At 74.1% G+C, this 17,256-nt stretch carries 19 protein-coding genes; 7 read left to right on the top strand and 12 right to left on the bottom strand.

Annotated features, from left to right (window positions below):
- Positions 1-33 precede the first annotated feature (33 nt).
- The 7 genes from DLJ47_RS03765 to DLJ47_RS03795 form a co-directional block, all read right to left on the bottom strand.
- A complete protein-coding gene (locus tag DLJ47_RS03765) occupies positions 34-612 on the bottom strand; it encodes a hypothetical protein (protein WP_109898711.1) in 579 nt (192 codons plus the stop codon).
- Positions 613-668: 56 nt separating this feature from the next.
- The gene (locus DLJ47_RS03770; RefSeq protein ID WP_109898712.1) at positions 669-2,105 is read right to left on the bottom strand and encodes a sensor histidine kinase; all 1,437 of its coding nucleotides are present in this window, start codon (positions 2,103-2,105) and stop codon (positions 669-671) included.
- Positions 2,098-2,787, bottom strand: coding sequence for a response regulator transcription factor (locus DLJ47_RS03775; protein ID WP_109898713.1), 690 nt, complete (start codon positions 2,785-2,787; stop codon positions 2,098-2,100). Before DLJ47_RS03775 ends, DLJ47_RS03770 begins: the two co-directional genes overlap by 8 nt.
- 94 nt (positions 2,788-2,881) lie before the next feature.
- A complete protein-coding gene (locus DLJ47_RS03780; protein ID WP_109898714.1) occupies positions 2,882-3,394 on the bottom strand; it encodes a hypothetical protein in 513 nt (170 codons plus the stop codon).
- 135 nt (positions 3,395-3,529) lie between these two features.
- Positions 3,530-4,435, bottom strand: coding sequence for a DUF1906 domain-containing protein (locus tag DLJ47_RS03785; RefSeq protein ID WP_158289770.1), 906 nt, complete (start codon positions 4,433-4,435; stop codon positions 3,530-3,532).
- A gap of 234 nt (positions 4,436-4,669) precedes the next feature.
- Positions 4,670-5,671: a phosphotransferase gene (locus DLJ47_RS03790; RefSeq protein WP_109898716.1), complete on the bottom strand. Its 1,002-nt coding sequence runs from the start codon at positions 5,669-5,671 to the stop codon at positions 4,670-4,672.
- 120 nt (positions 5,672-5,791) lie between these two features.
- Positions 5,792-6,964, bottom strand: a complete 1,173-nt coding sequence (locus DLJ47_RS03795; RefSeq protein ID WP_088996573.1) for a thiolase family protein — start codon at positions 6,962-6,964, stop codon at positions 5,792-5,794.
- Between the two features lie 89 nt (positions 6,965-7,053).
- On the opposite strand from DLJ47_RS03795, the gene DLJ47_RS03800 reads away from it, so the two are divergent.
- Positions 7,054-7,479, top strand: coding sequence for a PH domain-containing protein (locus DLJ47_RS03800; RefSeq protein WP_109898717.1), 426 nt, complete (start codon positions 7,054-7,056; stop codon positions 7,477-7,479).
- A gap of 135 nt (positions 7,480-7,614) precedes the next feature.
- Here DLJ47_RS03800 and DLJ47_RS03805 read toward each other — a convergent pair whose 3' ends face one another.
- Positions 7,615-8,526, bottom strand: a complete 912-nt coding sequence (locus DLJ47_RS03805; RefSeq protein ID WP_109898718.1) for a rhomboid family intramembrane serine protease — start codon at positions 8,524-8,526, stop codon at positions 7,615-7,617.
- Between the two features lie 90 nt (positions 8,527-8,616).
- Positions 8,617-9,147: a peptidylprolyl isomerase gene (locus DLJ47_RS03810; RefSeq protein ID WP_109898719.1), complete on the bottom strand. Its 531-nt coding sequence runs from the start codon at positions 9,145-9,147 to the stop codon at positions 8,617-8,619.
- 84 nt (positions 9,148-9,231) lie between these two features.
- Between DLJ47_RS03810 and DLJ47_RS03815 the strand changes: the two genes are divergently transcribed.
- On the top strand, positions 9,232-10,020 hold the full coding sequence (locus DLJ47_RS03815) for a hypothetical protein (protein ID WP_109898720.1): 789 nt from the start codon (positions 9,232-9,234) through the stop codon (positions 10,018-10,020).
- A gap of 114 nt (positions 10,021-10,134) precedes the next feature.
- Here the strand turns inward: DLJ47_RS03815 and corA are convergent, their stop codons facing one another.
- The 3 genes from corA to DLJ47_RS03830 all read right to left on the bottom strand — a co-directional run bounded on the left by corA (position 10,135) and on the right by DLJ47_RS03830 (position 13,301).
- Complete coding sequence (corA, locus tag DLJ47_RS03820; protein ID WP_109898721.1) at positions 10,135-11,277, bottom strand: magnesium/cobalt transporter CorA; 1,143 nt, start codon at positions 11,275-11,277, stop codon at positions 10,135-10,137.
- A gap of 351 nt (positions 11,278-11,628) precedes the next feature.
- A complete protein-coding gene (locus tag DLJ47_RS03825; RefSeq protein ID WP_109898722.1) occupies positions 11,629-12,723 on the bottom strand; it encodes an aminotransferase-like domain-containing protein in 1,095 nt (364 codons plus the stop codon).
- A gap of 185 nt (positions 12,724-12,908) precedes the next feature.
- Positions 12,909-13,301 carry a CBS domain-containing protein gene (locus DLJ47_RS03830; protein WP_088996580.1) on the bottom strand — a complete coding sequence of 131 codons (393 nt, stop codon included), beginning with the start codon at positions 13,299-13,301 and terminating at the stop codon, positions 12,909-12,911.
- A 114-nt stretch (positions 13,302-13,415) separates the two neighbouring features.
- Here DLJ47_RS03830 and DLJ47_RS03835 point away from each other — a divergent pair, with 114 nt between their 5' ends.
- From DLJ47_RS03835 to DLJ47_RS03855, 5 genes are all read left to right on the top strand, one after another.
- Complete coding sequence (locus DLJ47_RS03835) at positions 13,416-13,865, top strand: NUDIX domain-containing protein (protein WP_109898723.1); 450 nt, start codon at positions 13,416-13,418, stop codon at positions 13,863-13,865.
- Positions 13,862-14,632, top strand: a complete 771-nt coding sequence (locus DLJ47_RS03840; RefSeq protein ID WP_109898724.1) for a hypothetical protein — start codon at positions 13,862-13,864, stop codon at positions 14,630-14,632. The genes DLJ47_RS03835 and DLJ47_RS03840 overlap by 4 nt, the downstream gene beginning before the upstream one ends.
- A gap of 116 nt (positions 14,633-14,748) precedes the next feature.
- The gene (locus tag DLJ47_RS03845) at positions 14,749-15,480 is read left to right on the top strand and encodes a phosphocholine cytidylyltransferase family protein (RefSeq protein WP_088996583.1); all 732 of its coding nucleotides are present in this window, start codon (positions 14,749-14,751) and stop codon (positions 15,478-15,480) included.
- Positions 15,468-16,535 carry an iron-containing alcohol dehydrogenase family protein gene (locus DLJ47_RS03850; RefSeq protein WP_088996584.1) on the top strand — a complete coding sequence of 356 codons (1,068 nt, stop codon included), beginning with the start codon at positions 15,468-15,470 and terminating at the stop codon, positions 16,533-16,535. Before DLJ47_RS03845 ends, DLJ47_RS03850 begins: the two co-directional genes overlap by 13 nt.
- On the top strand, positions 16,510-17,232 hold the full coding sequence (locus DLJ47_RS03855; RefSeq protein WP_109898725.1) for a CDP-alcohol phosphatidyltransferase family protein: 723 nt from the start codon (positions 16,510-16,512) through the stop codon (positions 17,230-17,232). The genes DLJ47_RS03850 and DLJ47_RS03855 overlap by 26 nt, the downstream gene beginning before the upstream one ends.
- Positions 17,233-17,256 lie beyond the last annotated feature (24 nt).

The raw sequence follows: 17,256 nt of genomic DNA on the forward strand, positions 1-17,256 counted from the left end.
GCGGCCCTGGGCGGCGGGCGGCGGGCGGCGGGCCTACGTCTGCTTGACCGGGACGACGATCAGGCGGGCCACCCCGTTGTCGCCGTCCTTGGCGCCGGCCACGCCGACGGTGGTGCCGACCTTGATGTCGGTGGACTGGATGGTGGTGCGGCGCTCGACGACGCGCAGCTTGTCGCCGAAGGTCCAGGTCATGGTGAAGCCGTCGGTGGATTTCACGGTCATCGAGTCGCCGTCGATCGCGGTCACCTCGCCGCGCTGCACGGCGACCGTCTTCGTACCGTCCTTGGTCTGCACCACGGCCTCGCCGTGCAGGGTGTTGCGGCGCAGCAGCACCCGGGCCTTGCGGCGCTCGCGCCACTCCTCACCGCGCTCGCGCCGCGGCTTCTCCCCGGTCGCGGACGGCGACGCGGGCGCGGCCAGGGTGTCCACCTCCAGGTCGCCGGCGTCGAAGCCGAGCGCGGCGAGCGCCTGCCCCTCCGCGCCCATGGCGGCGGCGACCTCGACGGCCGTCTCCCGGACCGGCTGGCCGCCCACCTGGTCGGCGCCGCAGCCGGTGACGCCGAGCGTGGCGGCCGCCAGCAGCGTGGTGGCGGCGATTCCCCAACGTGCCATGAGTCTTCCTCTCGTCCGTGGTGCTGCCAGCCTGCCGCGCGTCGGCGAGCGGAGCGTCAGGCCGATGTTCGAGCCGGGTAAGGATCCGGCGGTAGCCGGACGGTGAAGGCCGCGCCGCCCTCCGGGGCGTGCCCCGCCACGATCTCCCCGCCGAGCCGGCGGACCAGGCCGGCGGCGAGCGCCAGCCCCAGCCCGCTGCCCACCTTGCGCACACCGCGGTACCGCTGGTGCAGCGCGCCGCGCTCGAAGGCCACCGCCAGGTCGTCGTCGGTGAAGCCGGGCCCGCCGTCGCGGACCTCGACCACCCCGCCGGCGGCCGGGTCCGCGCCCGCCGGGCGGACCGCGAGCACCACCGGCGCCCCCGGCGGTACGACCCGCAGCGCGTTCTCCAGCAGCCCGTCGACCACCTGCCGGATCCGGCCCGGATCGGTGTACGCGGGCACCGGCCGGTCCGGCATCTCCACCCGGAAGGTGACCCCGACCGCCGCGCAGCGGCCGGCCCAGGTCCGCTCCGCGTCGGCGGCCAACCGGGTCAGGTCGACCGGCGCCGGTTCCAGCGGAAAGTCGGCCGCCTCCAGCCGGGCCAGCGCCAGCAGGTCGCTGACCAGCCGGTCCAGGTGTTCCGCCTCAGCGAGCAGGGTCCGCCCGGTGCCGGCCGTGTCGTCCGGCGGGATCACGCCGTCGACGAGCGCCTCGGCGTAGCCGCGGATCGCGGTCAGCGGGGTGCGCAGCTCGTGCGAGACGGAGAGCAGGAACTCCCGCTGCCGACCCTCGCTGGTGGCCAGCGCGGCGGCCAGCCCGTTCAACGCGTACGCCAGGTCGGCCGTCTCGTCCGGCGGCTCCACCGGCACCCGTACCGTCCGGTCCCCGGCGCGCAGCCGCGCGGCGGCCTCGGCGGCCCGCCGGACCGGCCGGGCCAGCAGGCGGGCCAGCAGCAGCCCGGCCACCACGCCGGCGCCGAGCCCGGCGAGCAGCGGAAGCCAGAGGCTGGGCAGCACCTCCCGCCACGGGGCGCTGACCCGGCGGGTCAGCACCACCCCGTTGCCGCCGGGCAGCGCGCGCCCCTCGACCAGCGTGCGGCGGCCGTCGACCGGCCGGCGGGTCGAGACGTTGCGCCCCTCGGCGATCCGCTGCACCACCCGGGGCGGCAGCCCGGCCCGGTCCGGCACGCCCCGCCGGATCAGGTACGCGTCGATGCCCTGCACGCGCAGTTGGCGCAGCAGCCGTTCCTCGTCGGCGGTGCGACCGGTCATCAGCCGGGGGCGCAGCACCTCGGCGGCCAGCCGGGCCTGGGCGGCCAGCGCCTCCTGGTCCCGCCGCTCGACGCCGCGCACCGCCACCGGCACCGCGACGATCGCGGTGACCAGCACCGAGACCAGGGCGACCGCGCAGGTGACCAGCACCGCGCGGGTGGTCAGCGTACGGCCGAACCGGCGGCGCGGCGGGGCCGGCGGCGGGCCGACCACCGGCAGCGCGAGGGTCGGCTCAGCCATCGGCGGCGTACCCCACGCCCCGGTGGGTACGGATCACGCTGGCGCCACCGAGCTTCGCCCGGACCTGCGCCACGTGCACGTCGACGGTCCGGGTGCCGGCGTGCGCCGCGTAGCCCCAGACCGCGGCCAGCAGCTCCTCCCGGGTGAACACCCGCCCGGGCCGGGCCATCAGATGGGCGAGCAGGTCGAACTCGGTGGTGGTCAGCTGGACCGGGGCGCCCGCGACGGCCACCGTCCGGCGGACCGGATCGAGGGTGACCTGGCCGACCACCCGGGGCCGGTCCACCTCGGGCGGTCCGGCCGTGCGGCGCAGCACCGCCCGCACCCGGGCGACCAGTTCGCGCGGGCTGAACGGCTTGGTGACGTAGTCGTCCGCGCCCAGTTCCAGGCCGACGACCCGGTCGACCTCGTCGTCGCGGGCGGTGAGGAAGATGACCGGCGTCCAGTCGCCGGCCTCGCGCAGCCGCCGGCAGACCTCGGTGCCGGTCAGGCCGGGCAGTGCGATGTCGAGCACGCAGGCCACCGGGCGCAGCCGGCGGGCGGCGGCCAGTCCGGCCGCCCCGTCCCGCTCCAGGTGTACGCCGAACCCGTCCCGGCTGAGGTAGAGCCGGACCAGGTCGGCGATGGCCGGCTCGTCCTCGACCACGAGGACGAGCCCGCGCGGCTGGGCGTCGACGGTCACCGGCCCATGATTGCCGACCGGGGCAGCGGTGCGGACGCCGGCGGATGTTCGGATTCGGTAAGGACACGCCGGGGCGGGCCGCCCCGGCCGGTGGTCAGCGGACCGTGGCGGGCCGGAGGGTGGCCGGCCGGGCGGTGGCCGAAGCCTCGCCGATGGTCGCCACGATCCGCTCCCGGGCGCTGCGCAGCCGGGTCCGGAAGGCGTGGTTGAGCAGGGCGTCGAGCTGCCACACCTGCTTCGGGTGCTGGGTCCGGATGACGAACCGCTCGCGGATCCCGTCGATGGCGGTGGCGGCCAACTCGACCGAGTGCAGCCGGGGGTCGGGGCTCCAGGTGACGTTGCTCAGCTCGCGCAGTTCGGTGTTGAGGTGCAGGTGCAGCCGGTGCAGCACCCGGGTCTGCTGGGTGACGACCAGCCGACGGTGGGTCAGCAGCAACAGGTACTCGCCCGCCATCGGGCGGTCCGGGCGGTTGCACCGACTGACCAGGATGGTCGCGTCGCCGGAGCCGACGCAGCGACGGAAGATCGGCATGTGCCGGGTGACGGTCTGCGCCGCCAACCCGGCCTCGGCGGCGGCCGGGAGGAACGTTCGGGAGAACACGTCCATGCCCTGCCCAACGACGGCCATCCGGGAGTGACGCGGCTCACACGACAGTTTTGGAAGTTCCACGACGCGGAGTCGCACCGCCTGTGCGACGGCGGGCCGCCCCGGCAGCGACCGGGGTGGCCCGCCGTCAGTGGATCAGCGGTAGCTGGTCCCGCCGGTCGCGGTGCCGTACCGGCGCTTCTGCGCCGTCCCGGCCATCGTGTACGCCGGCTGTTCCAGGTCGAGGTAGTTGCTGTCGATGTTGATCCGGACGCCGCCCCAGGTCTCGTAGTGGTCGCCCAGGTACTGCTTCATCCGGCGTTTCGGCGCCCAGTAGGTCTCCGGGATGGCCGGGTCCGACACCGTCTGGACGCCGTCCCAGCGGGCGAAGTCGAGCAGGTCGGGCCGGGCGTAACCGGGCCGCGAGTAGGCCGCCACCTGGTCCCGCAGGCCGTACGAGCCGACCGAGGTGTAGAGGCCGGACAGGTAGCCGCGTTCGTGCAGCCGGGTGGTCCAGGCGCTGGCGAAGGTGTCGACCGCGGCGGTGCAGGCCGCGTCGCCCTCGTAGTGCTCGATGTCCAGGATGAGGGTGCTGCGCGGCGCCAGACCCAGGTTCACCGCGTTGGTCGCCGCGTCGTCGGCCGCCTCGCGGCCCTGCTCGGCGGCCCGGGTGGGGTCGATCCGGCGCAGGTAGGTCGTGCAGGGCGCTTGGAGTCCGACGTAGAGCGGGAAGAACCGCCAGCCGGCCGCCTGCTGGGTGCTGACCCACTCCTTCGTCAGGTTGGCCTGGGCGCAGCCCCGGTTGACCCCGCCGATGTAGATGCCCACCGCCCGGTACGGCGACTGGAGCCAGGCGTTCATCTGCTCGTTCGAGGGCGCGGCGCAGGTGTCGAAGCCCAGGCCGGTGAAGGTGCCCGGATGCGGGCCGGTGTAGCCGGCGGCGGCCGCCGGAGCTGGCCGCTCGACCACGGCGGCGCTGGCGAGAAGCGTGGCGGCCGCGGCCACGGCGAGGACCCGTCGGGCGGTACGGCGCAGGGCGGGCCGGATGGCGATGAGCGTCAAGGGTCTCCCGATCTGACGACGGGGTGGGAAGGCGGCGCGACCGGCGGATCGGTACGGGACCCTCGCACGCCGCGTTCGGATCATCCCCGCCCGACCGCCGACTGTCCAGTTCGTACGCGCAGGTCGCGGCCTGCGCCGGCGCGCTCCCCGGTTCCGGGCGCCGGTTGCGAGGCGGCTCGGATGGGGTCGGACCGGCTCCGGTGGCCGCGTCGGGTGGTCAGGCCGGGCGGGTGGTCAGGCCGGGTCCGGCTCCAGCAGTTCGCCGAGCCAGCCGGGTACCGCGGCGGCGTACCGGGCCCGCGTGGCCGGGTCGGCGGTGTCCAGGGCCCGCCGCCAGGAGAGTGCGCGGCTCACCTTGGTCACCCCGATGGCCAGCCCGGCCGCCTCGCGCAGGGTGGCCCGGTCGTACCGGTCGGTCCACGCCTCCAGGTACGCGTCCTGCAGCCGGACCAGCGCCGGGTCGCCGGGGGCGAGTTCGAAGGCGTGACCGACCGAGTTGAGCGTCACCAGCAGCGTGCCGAACGGGTGCGCGACGGAGGCGTCGCCCCAGTCGAAGAAGCGGTAGCCGTCGCCGGCGGCGAAGACGTTGCCGTCGTGCAGGTCGTCGTGCTGGATGCTCGGCCCGATGCCCAGTTCCGCGAGCCGCCGGCACCGGTCGGCGTAGTCGGGTAGCAGCCCGCGCAGCCGGTCGTACGTCTGCGGGGTGAGGCCGTCCGCGGTGCCGATCAGCAGCGCCGCCCGGTCGTCGAGCAGCTCGGCGAGGAGCCGGGGCAGCACCTCGGGCCGGTGGTCGGGCACTCCGGCGGTGAGCAGTTCGTCCACCCGGGACGCGAGGGCGAGCTGGAGCGCGGCGTAGCCGGGCAGCACCCGCTCCCAGCGGCTCAGGTCCCGGTCCCGGCCGAGCACGTCACGCAGCGACTCGCCGCCGTCGGGCAGCAGCGACCAGCCCCGGGCCGGGTCCACCGCGATCGGGTCGAGCACCCGGCCGGGCGTCCGCCGGGCCAGCAGTGCGAGCAGCCCCGCCTCGTGCCGGGTGCCCGGGTTGTTCGCCTTGAACCAGGCGTCCCCGGCGTCGGTCGGCACCCGCCAGACCAGCGACCAGGGGCGGATCCGGGGCTCGACCGGGCCGGTCACCCGGCGGCCGTGCCGGCCGAGCTGGTCGGTCACCCAGTCGAGGGCGGTGGCCCGCCAGTGCGGGTCGGCCCAGTCGGTGTACGGCGTCGAGGCGGCGGTCACGCCCGGCAATCTAGGCCGCGGCCGGGCGACCGGGCGAGGCCATTTACGGCTCGCCGGCCGACCCGGCCGGTGAGCGCCGCGGGCCGGCCACCGGAGCGGCGACCGGCCCGGGTGGTGGAGTCAGAGCAGCTCGACGATGGTGGCGTTGGCCATGCCGCCGCCCTCGCACATCGTCTGCAGGCCGTAGCGGATGCCGTTGTCGCGCATGTGGGCGAGCATCGTGGTCATGATCCGGGCGCCGGACGCGCCCAACGGGTGGCCCAACGCGATCGCGCCGCCACGCGGGTTCAGCCGCTCCGGGTCCGCCTCGGTCTCCGCCAGCCAGGCCAGCGGCACCGGGGCGAACGCCTCGTTCACCTCGTACACCCCGATCTCCTCGATGCCCAACCCGGCGCGGCGCAGCGCCTTCGCGGTGGCCGGGATCGGCGCGGTGAGCATGGTGACCGGGTCGTCGGCGGCGACCACGGCGGTGTGGATCCGGGCCAGCGGGCGCAGGCCGTGCCGGCTGGCCCACTCGGAGGTGGTGACGGCGAGCGCCGCCGCGCCGTCGGAGATCTGCGAGGCGGAGCCGGCGGTGACCACGCCGTCGGGCCGGAACGGGGTGGCCAGCTCGCCGAGCTTGGCCAGCGAGGTGTCCCGCCGGATGCCCTCGTCGGCGGCGAACTTGCCGCCGTCGGCCAGCGCCACCGGGGCGAGTTCGGCGTCAAACGCGCCGGCGTCCTGCGCGGCGGCCGCCTTCTCGTGGCTGGCCAGCGCGTACTCGTCGAGCTGGGTGCGGGAGAAGCGCCAGCGCTGGGCGATCAGCTCGGCACCGACGCCCTGGTTGAACGGCAGCGGGGACTCGTCGGCGAAGCCCTCCACGCCCCGGTAGCGGTCGCGCACCTGGTCGCTGAAGGGCATCCCGCCGGCCACGCTGGAGCCCATCGGCACCCGGGTCATCGACTCCACGCCACCGGCGACCACCAGGTCGGCCTGGCCGGAGAGCACGGTGGCGGCGGCGAAGTGCAGTGCCTGCTGGCTGGAGCCGCACTGCCGGTCGAGCGTGGTGCCGGGCACCGACTCGGGCCAGCCGGCGGCCAGCACGCCGTTGCGGGCGATGTTCCAGGACTGCTCGCCGACCTGCGACACGCAGCCCCAGACCACGTCGTCGACCTGCCCCGGGTCGATGCCGGTGCGCTCGGCCAGGGCGCGCAGCACGTGCGCCGACAGGTCCACCGGGTGCACCGTGGCCAGGCTGCCCTTGCGTCGCCCCACCGGGGTGCGTACGGCGCCGACGATAACCGCGTCACTCATGTCTACTCCCCGGTAACTTGGCTCGCTCCCGATCCTACGTCCTCGGCGGGGCGGTCGTCCGCCCCCGGGTGCGCTGGCATGCTGGGCGCATGCCAGCAGAGTCGTCCGGGCAGTGGCGGGTGCCCGCCGCCCTGCCGGTGCTGAAGGCCACCGGCGCCCTCGCGCTGGTGGCGCTCGGGCTGCTCCTCGCCGAGGGAGACCCGGTTCAACTGGTGCTCGCCGGGTCGGCCGCGGCCGGACTGCTCGGCTGGGCGTTGCGCGACGTGGTCGCCCCGGTCCGGCTGGCCGTCGACCCGGAGGGCGTCACGGTGATCGAGGGCTGGGCCCGGCGCCGCCGGCTGCCCTGGGCCGCGGTGGAGACGATCACCGTGGAGCGGCGGGGCCGGCTGGGCCTGGCCACCGAGGTCCTGGAGATCGACGCGGGCGAGTCGCTGCACCTGTTCGGCCGCTCCGACCTGGGCGCCGAGCCGGCCGAGGTGGCCGAGGCGCTGCACGCCGCCCGCCCGGCGGACTGAGCGAACCGCGATCCGCCCACCGGGCCGAAGCGGCGTGCCGGAGGCCCCGACGGGCGGTCGGCCCAACCCGGCTGAACCGCCGGTCAGCGCGCGACGCGGCCGTGCTGGCGGCTGAGCCGGCGGCTGAGCCGGCGGTCAGCCGACCAGGGCGGCGGTGCGGACCAGCGCCAGGCCGAGCAGCGCCAGCACCAGGACCGCGCCGCCGGCGAACTGCACCAGCGAGCGCCGCGACCGCGGGGCGTACGCCAGCACCAGCGCCATCGCCGCGCCGACCACCAGACCGCCCAGGTGCCCGGGGATGGAGATGCCCGGCACCGTCAGCGTGAAGACCAGGTTGATCACCAGGATCGGGATGACCTGGGAGATGTCCCGGCCCATCTTGCGTTCGATCACGATGAGCGCGGCGAAGAGCCCGAAGATGGCGGTGGAGGCGCCGGCGGTGGTCACGTTCGGCTCGCTGAACAGGTAGGCCGCGACGTTCCCGCCGAACCCGGCGACCAGGTAGAGCGAGAGGAAACGCAGCGGCCCGAGGTTGGCCTCCAGCGACCGGCCGAGCACCCAGAGCGCCCACATGTTCAGCAGCAGGTGGACCACGCCGAAGTGCAGGAACATGGCGGTGAGCAGGCGGTACCACTGGCCCTCGGCGATGCCGCCGACGGTGCCGTCGGGGAAGATCGCGCCGCCCAGCACCGAGCCCCAGTCGGTGAGCGGGGTGCTGCCGCCGAGCAGCCCGCCGAAGCCGGAACCGCCGACGGCGGCGTCCCCGCCCCGGTCGGAGGCGATGGAGAGCAGCATCAGCAGCACGTTCAGCGCGATCAGCGCCCGGGTCACGTAGCCGTGCCGGCCGGCGGCACCGCCACCGAAGGCGGTACGCGCCGGCCGCACGCTACGGCGCCCCTCGTTGACGCACTCCGGGCACTGGTGCCCGACCGACGCCTCCCGCATGCAGTCCGGGCAGATCGGCCGGTCGCAGCGGGTGCAGCGGACGTAGGTCTGCCGGCCCGGGTGCCGGTAGCAGACCGGGGTGGTCGGTGGCGACTCGCTCACCGCGCCGACCCCCCGTCCGGGCCCGTACGGCCGCGCCGGGCCCGCCCTCCGGAGCGCTCAGTCATGCGAGCAAAGGTACCTCGCCGACGCTCAGCCCTCGCCGCCCTCGATCTCGACCCGCTCGATGACCACGTCCTGCAGCGGCCGGTCGCTCGGACCGGTCGGGGTGTTGGCGATCGTGTCGACCACCTTCGCCGACGCCTCGTCGGCGACCTGACCGAAGATGGTGTGCCGGTTGTTCAGGTGCGGCGTCGGCGAGACGGTGATGAAGAACTGCGAGCCGTTGGTGCCCGGCCCGGCGTTCGCCATCGCCAGCAGGTACGGCCGGTCGAAGCGCAGCTCCGGGTGGAACTCGTCGGCGAACTTGTAGCCCGGCCCGCCGCGGCCGGTGCCGGTCGGGTCGCCCATCTGGATCATGAAGCCGGCGATCACCCGGTGCGAAATGGTCCCGTCGTAGTACGGGCCGCTGCCCGGCTGGCCGGTACGCGGGTCGATGTATTCGCGCTTGCCCTGCGCCAGCTCGACGAAGTTGCGGACGGTCTTCGGCGCGTGGTTGGGGAAGAGCTCCAGCCGGATCGGGCCGGCGTTGGTGTGCAAGGTGGCGTAGACAGCCTCGGCCACGGGTACTCCTCACTTGTCGGTCAGTTCCATGCGGATCCTCCCATGTGCCCGATCTGGCCATGCGGAGGCATCCGAAGGTGGAGGATGACGGAGGAACAACTCCCAGGAGGTGGGACCGTGTTTGGAATCGGGCGGCGTAAGTCCCAAGGGCAGCTCGCCAGGGCCGAGCTGAACCAGGGCATCAGCCATCTGGTGCAGGCGGCCAACCACGCCGCGAAGGGTGCCGGCGGGCATGTCGGACCCCGGGTCCAGGCAGCCCGGGGCTACGTCGCGCCGACGGCTGCGAAGGTGCGCGACCGCGCCGCGGCCGGCTGGGGGACCACCCTCACCACCCTCGCACCGATGGCAGCGGCAGCCCGCGACGGTGCCGGGCAGGCAGGCTCGATGACCAGGAAGGCCAAGGCGAAGAACATGCGGATCAGTGGGAAGAAGAAGCAGCCCCGCCGTCGCGGGTCCATGATGACCGGTCTGCTGGCCGCCGGCGCGGTCGCCGGCCTGGCCGGCGCGATGGCCCTGCGCCGGCGCCGGGAGCAGCAGGAGTGGGCCGAGTACGACCCGACCCGCACGCTGGAGCCGATGCGCGACGAGGTCGACACCATCGAGGTGAAGACCGGCGGCGGCAGCGGGGTGACCGACGCGTCCACCATGTCCAGCGGCTCGGGCATGACCGGCGGCCCGGCCGGGGCCGGCAGCTCGGCGATGGCCGGCGGCGACAGCGCCGCCACGACCGCTGCGGGCAAGCAGCCGACCATCCAGGCGACCGACAAGGTCCCCTCGGTGGCCGAGGGTGCCCGGGACGTCTCCGGCCGGCCGGCCGACGACCTGAGCAAGGCGATGAGCAAGAACACCGCCCGGACCAACGGGCGCCGCTGACCCACCGGTCAGGGCGCCGCGGACCGGAGACACCGCGGGACGCGCCGGCGAGACGGGGATGACCCCGGGACGCCGGCGCTTCCGCGTCCGGATGCGGTCCGGCGGCGAGGCTGGTCAGAGCCAGCCGTTGCGGCGGAACCAGCGGTAGAGGGCGAGCGAGATGGCGAGCATCAGCGCGAGCACGACCGGATAGCCGTACGTCATCCGCAGCTCGGGCATGACGTCGAAGTTCATCCCGTAGATGCCGGCGATGGCGGTCCAGACCGCGGCGATGGCCGCCCACGCGGCGATCTTGCGCATGTCGTTGTTCTGGTCGACCGTCACCTGGGCCAGCCGCGCCTGGAGGATCGAGTTCAGCAGGTCGTCGTAGGAGTTGACCTGCTCGACGGTCCGGCTGAGGTGGTCCTGCACGTCCCGGAAGTAGCGGCGCACCTCCTTGGGCACGTCCCGGTTCATCTGCGAGGTGAGCGTCATCAGCGGCCGTTGCAGCGGGGTCACCGCCCGCTTGAACTCCACCAGCTCCCGCTTCATCTGGTAGATCCGCTGGATCCGGCCGCTGGACTGCCGGTCGAAGACCTCGGCCTCCAGCGTGTCGAGGTCGTCCTCCAGCCGGTCGGCCACCTCCAGGTAGAGGTCCACCACCCGGTCGGTGATCGCGTACGCCACCGCCCACGGGCCCTGGAGCAGCAGTTCCTGCTTGGTCTCCAGGTCGGCCCGCACGGGTGAGAGCCGGCAGGCGTCCCCGTGCCGGACGCTGATCAGGAAGTTCGGGCCGATGAAGAGCATCACCTGGCCGGTCTCGACCACCTCGGAGGTCTCGGTCAGCTCGGCGTGCTCGCAGTAGCGGGCGGTGCGCAGCACCAGGAAGCTCACCTCGTTGAAGAGCTCCAGCTTGGGCCGCTGCTGGGCCTTGACCGCGTCCTCGACCGCCAACTCGTGCAGGCCGTAGGTGGCGGCGATGGCGGTCATCTCGTCCAGCGACGGCTCGTGCAGCCCGAGCCAGACGAAGCCGTGCTCCGCCCCGCGGGCGGCCTGGAGCGCCTCGGCGTAGTCCCAGTCGCCCGGCTGCCGCAGACCGTCGACGTAGAGCGCGCAGTCGACCACGGCGTTGCGGCCGGGGCCGCTGGGCGGGGCGGTGTCGCGGGCGCCGTCGGCGCCCCGGCGGCGGGCCATCGCCCGTACCGGCGCCACCCAGGCCCGGGGCTTGAGCACCCGGCCGGCGCTCGGCGGCGCCACCCGCTCGACCCGGTCCGTCATCGTGCCCCCCTTCCCACGCTCCGCTGCGGCTTGCAGGTTACGCCGCCGCGCCGGTCACCGCCCGTGACGATCAGGTGGGGGTGGCGCCGGGCGGGCCGGGCCGCATCGGGGGGTGAAGGACGACACGGCCCACCCGGCACCCTTTGGGGGCGGGGATTGTGCTGGTCACGCCACTCACCGTGACGGCGGCTCCGGTGGCCCGGGTACGCGCCGGTTGGCGCGGGAGCCTCGCGCGAGACGGATCTCCGCTACCGGTGGTGAATGACGCTCGCAGCATTGTGGGCCGCCGGCCGCCCCGGCGGGAGTCCCGGGACGGCCGGTATCGCTTTACTGTCGGAAACCCGACAGAAATCAGCTCCGGACGGCCGCGACCGCCTCGGCCAGCCGCCGGACACCCTCGTCGATCCGGTCGGCGGTGACCGCCGAGAACGCCAGCCGGAGGGCGTGCTGCCCGCCCTCGACGACGAAGTCGCTGCCCTTGACCACGGCCACCCCGCGCTCGGCGGCGGCCGGGGCGAGCCGGTCGACCAGCACGTCCTCGGGCAGCTCGATCCAGAGGAAGTAGCCGCCGTCCGGCTCGACGAAGCGGGCCTCCGGGATGTGCCGGCGCAGCGACTCGGCGAGCACCCGGGCCCGCTCGCCGAGCGCGGCGCGGACCGTCTCGATCGAGCGGTCGATGTCGCCGGAGACGCAGAACTGGTGCACGATCGCCTCGGAGACCATGCCGGGCGAGATGTAGAGGCTGGTCGCCTTCCTGGCGATGTCGGCGATCAGGTCCGCCGGCCCGACCAGGTAGCCGACCCGCACCCCGGGGCAGACGGTCTTGGTGAAGCTGGAGGCGTGCACCACGACATTGCGGGTGTCCAGCGACAGCATCGACGGCAGCGGCTCGCCCCGGAACCGGATGTCGGCGTACGGGTCGTCCTCGAAGATGGTGAACCCGTACTCGGCGGCGAGATCGAGCAGCTCGCGCCGCTTCTCCAGGGAGAGCGTCACGCCGGCCGGGTTCTGGTAGTTCGGGATCACGTGGGCCAGTCGCGGGCGCACCCCCGACTCCAGCAGCTTGCGCAGCTCGGCGGTGTCCAGGCCGTCCGGCTGGATGGTGACGCCGTGCAACTCGCTGCCCATCCGCTTGAGGTTGAGCAGGGTCCGGTCGTACGTCGGCCGCTCGACCACCACCGCGTCACCGGGACGCACCAGGTGGTCGAAGAGGAACGCGTCGGCCTGCAACGAGCCGTTGGTCACCAGCACCTGCTCGGGCCGCACCCCGTGCTTCGCGGCGATCCACTCGCGCAGCGGGAGGTAGCCGACGGAGGTGCCGTACGCCGTCACCCCGGCGGGATCGGCGTCGAACGCGCGGACGGCGGCGGCCTTGAGCCCCTCGACATCGACGATGTCCAACGAGGGAGCGCCACGGGCGAAGGAGATCAGCTGCTCGGCGGTCATGGCTGTTCAGCGTACGGGCGGCGGCGGGGTGCGCGCGGACGGCACGGCGATGTCCGCATCCTGAGCCACCGGGTCGGGTGACCTGCGTCAACCGGTGGCCGGCAAGTCGGACCGGAAGGCCGAGCGGGTCGTGCTGCGCCTGCCGGGACCGGCCCCTCCGCGCGCCCGCCGGGCCGAGCCGCGGCTCAGCCGGTGCCGACCATCCGGCTGCCTGCCCAGACCCGCATGATGTCCCGGACCGAGATGACTCCGGCCACCTCGCGGCCGTCCAGCACCACCAGGTGCCGGAACCCGCCCCGGGCCATCGCGGCGGCCGCCTCCTCCACCGTCCAGTCCGGCCCGGCGTAGACCACGTCCCAGGTCAGGTGCTCACCGGTCCGCTCGACGTCGCAGTCCAGCCCGGCTCCGATCGCCTTCAGCACGTCACGTTCCGTCATGATCCCGACCCCTTCGGAGTCCGGGTCGATCACGACCGCCGACCCGACACCGCGGGCCGTCATCATCCGGGCCGCCTGCCGGAGCGTGTGCTCCGGGCCGACCACGAGAACCTGGCTGGACATCGCTTCCCGAACCTGCATCACGCATCACCCCTGTGGGACGGTGGCACCCGGTACGGACATCGTGGACCCCGGATGTTTCCGGGACAAGACCGGGCATCGCCGCCGGGCGCGACGGCTCGCTACTGTCGTGGCGTGTCCACCGAGCCCCTGCGCTGCGCCGGCGCCCTGATCGTCGACGACGACGGCCGCCTCTTCTTCCAGCGGCGGTCCGCCGACCGGCGCCTCTTTCCCAACTGCTGGGACATCGTCGGGGGTCACCTGGAGCCCGGCGAGGACGTCGACGACGCGTTGCGCCGCGAGGTGACCGAGGAGACCGGCTGGACCGTCTCGCACGTGCTCGGCCCGGTCGGCGAGTACCGCTACGTCGGCGACGACGGCCTGCCCCGGGTGGAGAGCGACTGGCTGGTCCGGGTGGACGGCGACCTGGCCCGGCCCCGGCTGGAGGCGGGCAAGCACACCGAGTTCCGCTGGCTGCGCGCCGACGAGCTGGCCGTGCTCGACGAGCACCGCGACGTCAACGACGGGTTGATCCGGCGGATCGCCGAGGAGGCCTTCGCCGCCCTGCGCTCGATCGGTCTGTGAGCGACTCCGTCGAGCTGCCGCCGCACCGGTTCGCCGGGCTGGTGGCCCCGGCGGTCGACCGGGTCTTCGTCGCCGCCATGCTGGCCGGCCGCGACGGCGGCGGCGCCGAACTCAGCCAGCGTTACGGCGGGCCCGCCGCGACCGGGTTCCTGGTGGAGTTCCGCACCCGGCTCGCGGTGCCCGGCGGCAGCGTGGCCGGCGCGGGGTTCGCCGCCGTCACCCGCTACCGCGACCCGGCGGCCTGCCAGCGGGCGCTGGACAAGCATGTCGCGTACGGGATGATCCACCGCCGGCCGGACGGCGGGCTCTCCGCCACCGACCGCGGCGCGGCCTTCCTGGCCGAGCTGTGGCAGGTGCACGGCGAGGTCACCGAGGAGCTCTGGGCCGGGCACGAGGAGCGGGTGGCCCGGCTGGTGGAGGCGCTCGGCCGGTCGCTGACGTACGCGCTGGTCCACGCCGAGGAGGAGGGGGACGGCACCGGCGAGGCGTTCGCCACGATGGCGCCGCCGTACGAGCCGGACGGCACCCCGCCCGGGGTGCTGCTGCTCAACCGGCTCGGCACGCTGCGCTACCACCGGGCCGACGCGCACGCCGCCGCGTGGACCGCCGCCGGGCACACCGCGTCGAGCGTGGCCGCCCTGCCGGCCGGGCCGGAGCGGCTCGCCATCGAGCTGGAGACCGACCGCCGCGCCGCCCCGCCCTACCTGGTGCTGACCGCCGACGAGCGGCTGACCATGCTCGCCGACCTGGCGGCCCTGCCCGGCTGAGCGGCGGCCGGCAGACCCCCGGGCCGGGCGCCGCTGCCCCGGTTGGCCACGGTCGCCCCGTCACACGGCGCTATCCTCCACCGGTGACCGGGAGTCGTACGAGGGAGGACGCAGGAATGATCGGGATGGTGCTCGCGGCCGGGGCGGGGCGCCGGCTGCGCCCGTACACCGACACCCTGCCCAAGGCGCTGGTGCCGGTGGACGGTGACACCACCATCCTGGACATCGCGCTGCGCAACCTCGCCGAGGTGGGGCTCACCGAGATCGTGATCGTGGTCGGTTACGCGGCGGACGCGGTCCGCGAGCGGCAGGCCGACCTGGAGAAGCGGTACGGCGTCACGCTCACCCTGGTGCACAACGACAAGGCCGAGGAGTGGAACAACGCCTACTCGCTCTGGCTGGCCCGGGAGCACTTCTCCCGGGGTGTGCTGCTGGTCAACGGCGACACCGTGCACCCGGTGAGCGTGGAGAAGACGCTGCTGGCCGAGCGCGGGCCGGGCATCCTGCTGGCGATCGACACGATCAAGGCGCTGGCCGAGGAGGAGATGAAGACCACCTTCGACGCGGCCGGCCAGCTCACCCGGATCACCAAGATCATGGACCCGGGTGAGGCGTACGGCGAGTACATCGGCGCGACGCTGATCGAGCCGCAGGTGGCCGACGCCCTGGCCGACGCGCTGGAGGCCACCTGGCGGCGGGACCCGAACCTCTACTACGAGGACGGCTACCAGGAGTTCGCCGACCGGGGTGGCGAGGTGCGGGCCGCGCCGATCGGGGACGTCTCCTGGGTCGAGGTGGACAACCACGCCGACCTGGCCCGGGCGCGGGAGATCGCGTGCCGCTACTAGCCCGTACGGTCAACACCCCGCTGGCGATCGAGGTCCGGCGGGGTGCGGTGGCCGACCTGGGCCCGCTCCTGGCCGACCGGCGGATTTCCGCCGGTGGCGACGTCGCCGTGGTGGTCGGCCCCGGTCAGGGCGAGAAGATCGTCGAGCTGTGCCGGCCGTCGCTCGGCGCGGCCGACGTGTTCACGGTCGCCGGCGGCACCATCGACGCCGCCAACGAACTCGGCGACCGGCTGCGCCGCCGCCAGTACGACGCGGTGGTCGGCATCGGCGGCGGCAAGACCATCGACACCGCCAAGTACGCGGCCACCCGGTACGGCATCCCGATGGTGACCGTGGCGACCAGCCTGGCCAACGACGGCATCGCCTCCCCCACCGCCTCGCTCGACCACGAGGGCGGCAAGGGTTCCTACGGGGTGCACATCCCGATCGCGGTCATGGTCGACCTCGACTTCGTGGAGACCGGCCCGGACCGGCAGACCCAGGCCGGCATCGGCGACGCGGTGAGCAACCTGAACGCCTGCGCCGACTGGGAACTCGCCCACGAGGTGCGCGGCGAGCCGATCGACGGGCTGGCCGTGACGCTGGCCCGTACCGGCGCCGAGGCCCTGCTCAACCACCCCGGCAAGATCACCGACGACGGCTTCCTCACCACGCTGGCCGAGGCGCTGATCCTGGGCGGCATCGCCAGCTCGGTGTGCGGGTCGACCCGCCCCGCCAGCGGCGGCGACCATGAGATCTCGCACGCGATCGACCGGCTCTATCCGGGCACCGGCTCGCACGGTGAGCAGGTGGGGCTCGGTGCCCTCTTCTGCACCTTCCTGCGCGGGGATCTGGACCGGTTCGGCCGGCTCGCCCGCTGCCTGCACCGGCACGGCCTGGCCACCACGCCGACCGAGCTGGGCCTGACCGACGAGCAGTTCGCCGAGGCGGTGCAGTTCGCGCCGGCCACCCGGCCGGACCGCTACACCATCCTCGAACACCTCGCGATGACGCCTACCGAGACGCGGGAACGGCTGGCAGACTACGCCGGTGCAATCCGCGACCAGCTTGGCTGAGCCCCGCCCCACCGTCGCCGACTTCCACCGGGTGAACCGGGGTGGCGGCCTGTTCAGCGAATCGATCAGCCAGTGGCTGGGCGCGGTGTTCGCGCTCGTCGCCCAGCGGCTCGGGCTGCGCCCCACCGCGCTGACCATGACCAACCTGGTGCTCGGCCTGGCCACCTCGGTGACCGTGGTGGCGCTCGCCGGGCCGGTCGCCGCCGGGGACGTACCGGCCTGGGTGGTCGGGCTGCTCGCGCTGGTCGGCTGGCAGGTCGCGTACGCCCTGGACTGCGCCGACGGGCAGTTGGCCCGGGTGACCGGGCAGGGCAGCGCGGCCGGCGCCCGGGTCGACGTGCTCTGCGACGTGGCGGCGCAGATCGCCCTGGTGGCCGCGCTGGCGGCGACCGCGGTGGCGCAGCGGCCGTCGACCCCGGCCTGGCTGGTGGCGGTCTTCGCCGGCACCTGGATGGTCAACCTGGTCACCTCGGTGATGCAGGCCGGCCCGAACGCGGCGAGCATGGTCACCTCGACCTCGCTGCCGGTACGCCTGGTGAAGCTGGTCCGCGACTACGGCGCAGTGATCTTCGTGGCCGCGCTGGTGCTGCTGTTCGCCCCCGCCCTGGCGTTCTGGGTGATCGTCGCCTTCACCGTGGTCAACGGCGGCTTCCTGCTGGCCAGCATCGCCTTCTCCGCCCGCGCCTCCCTCCGCTGACCGCTGACCCTGTCTCTTATACAC

The sequence above is a fragment of the Micromonospora sp. S4605 genome (assembly GCF_003176715.1).
GTDB lineage: Bacteria > Actinomycetota > Actinomycetes > Mycobacteriales > Micromonosporaceae > Micromonospora > Micromonospora echinaurantiaca.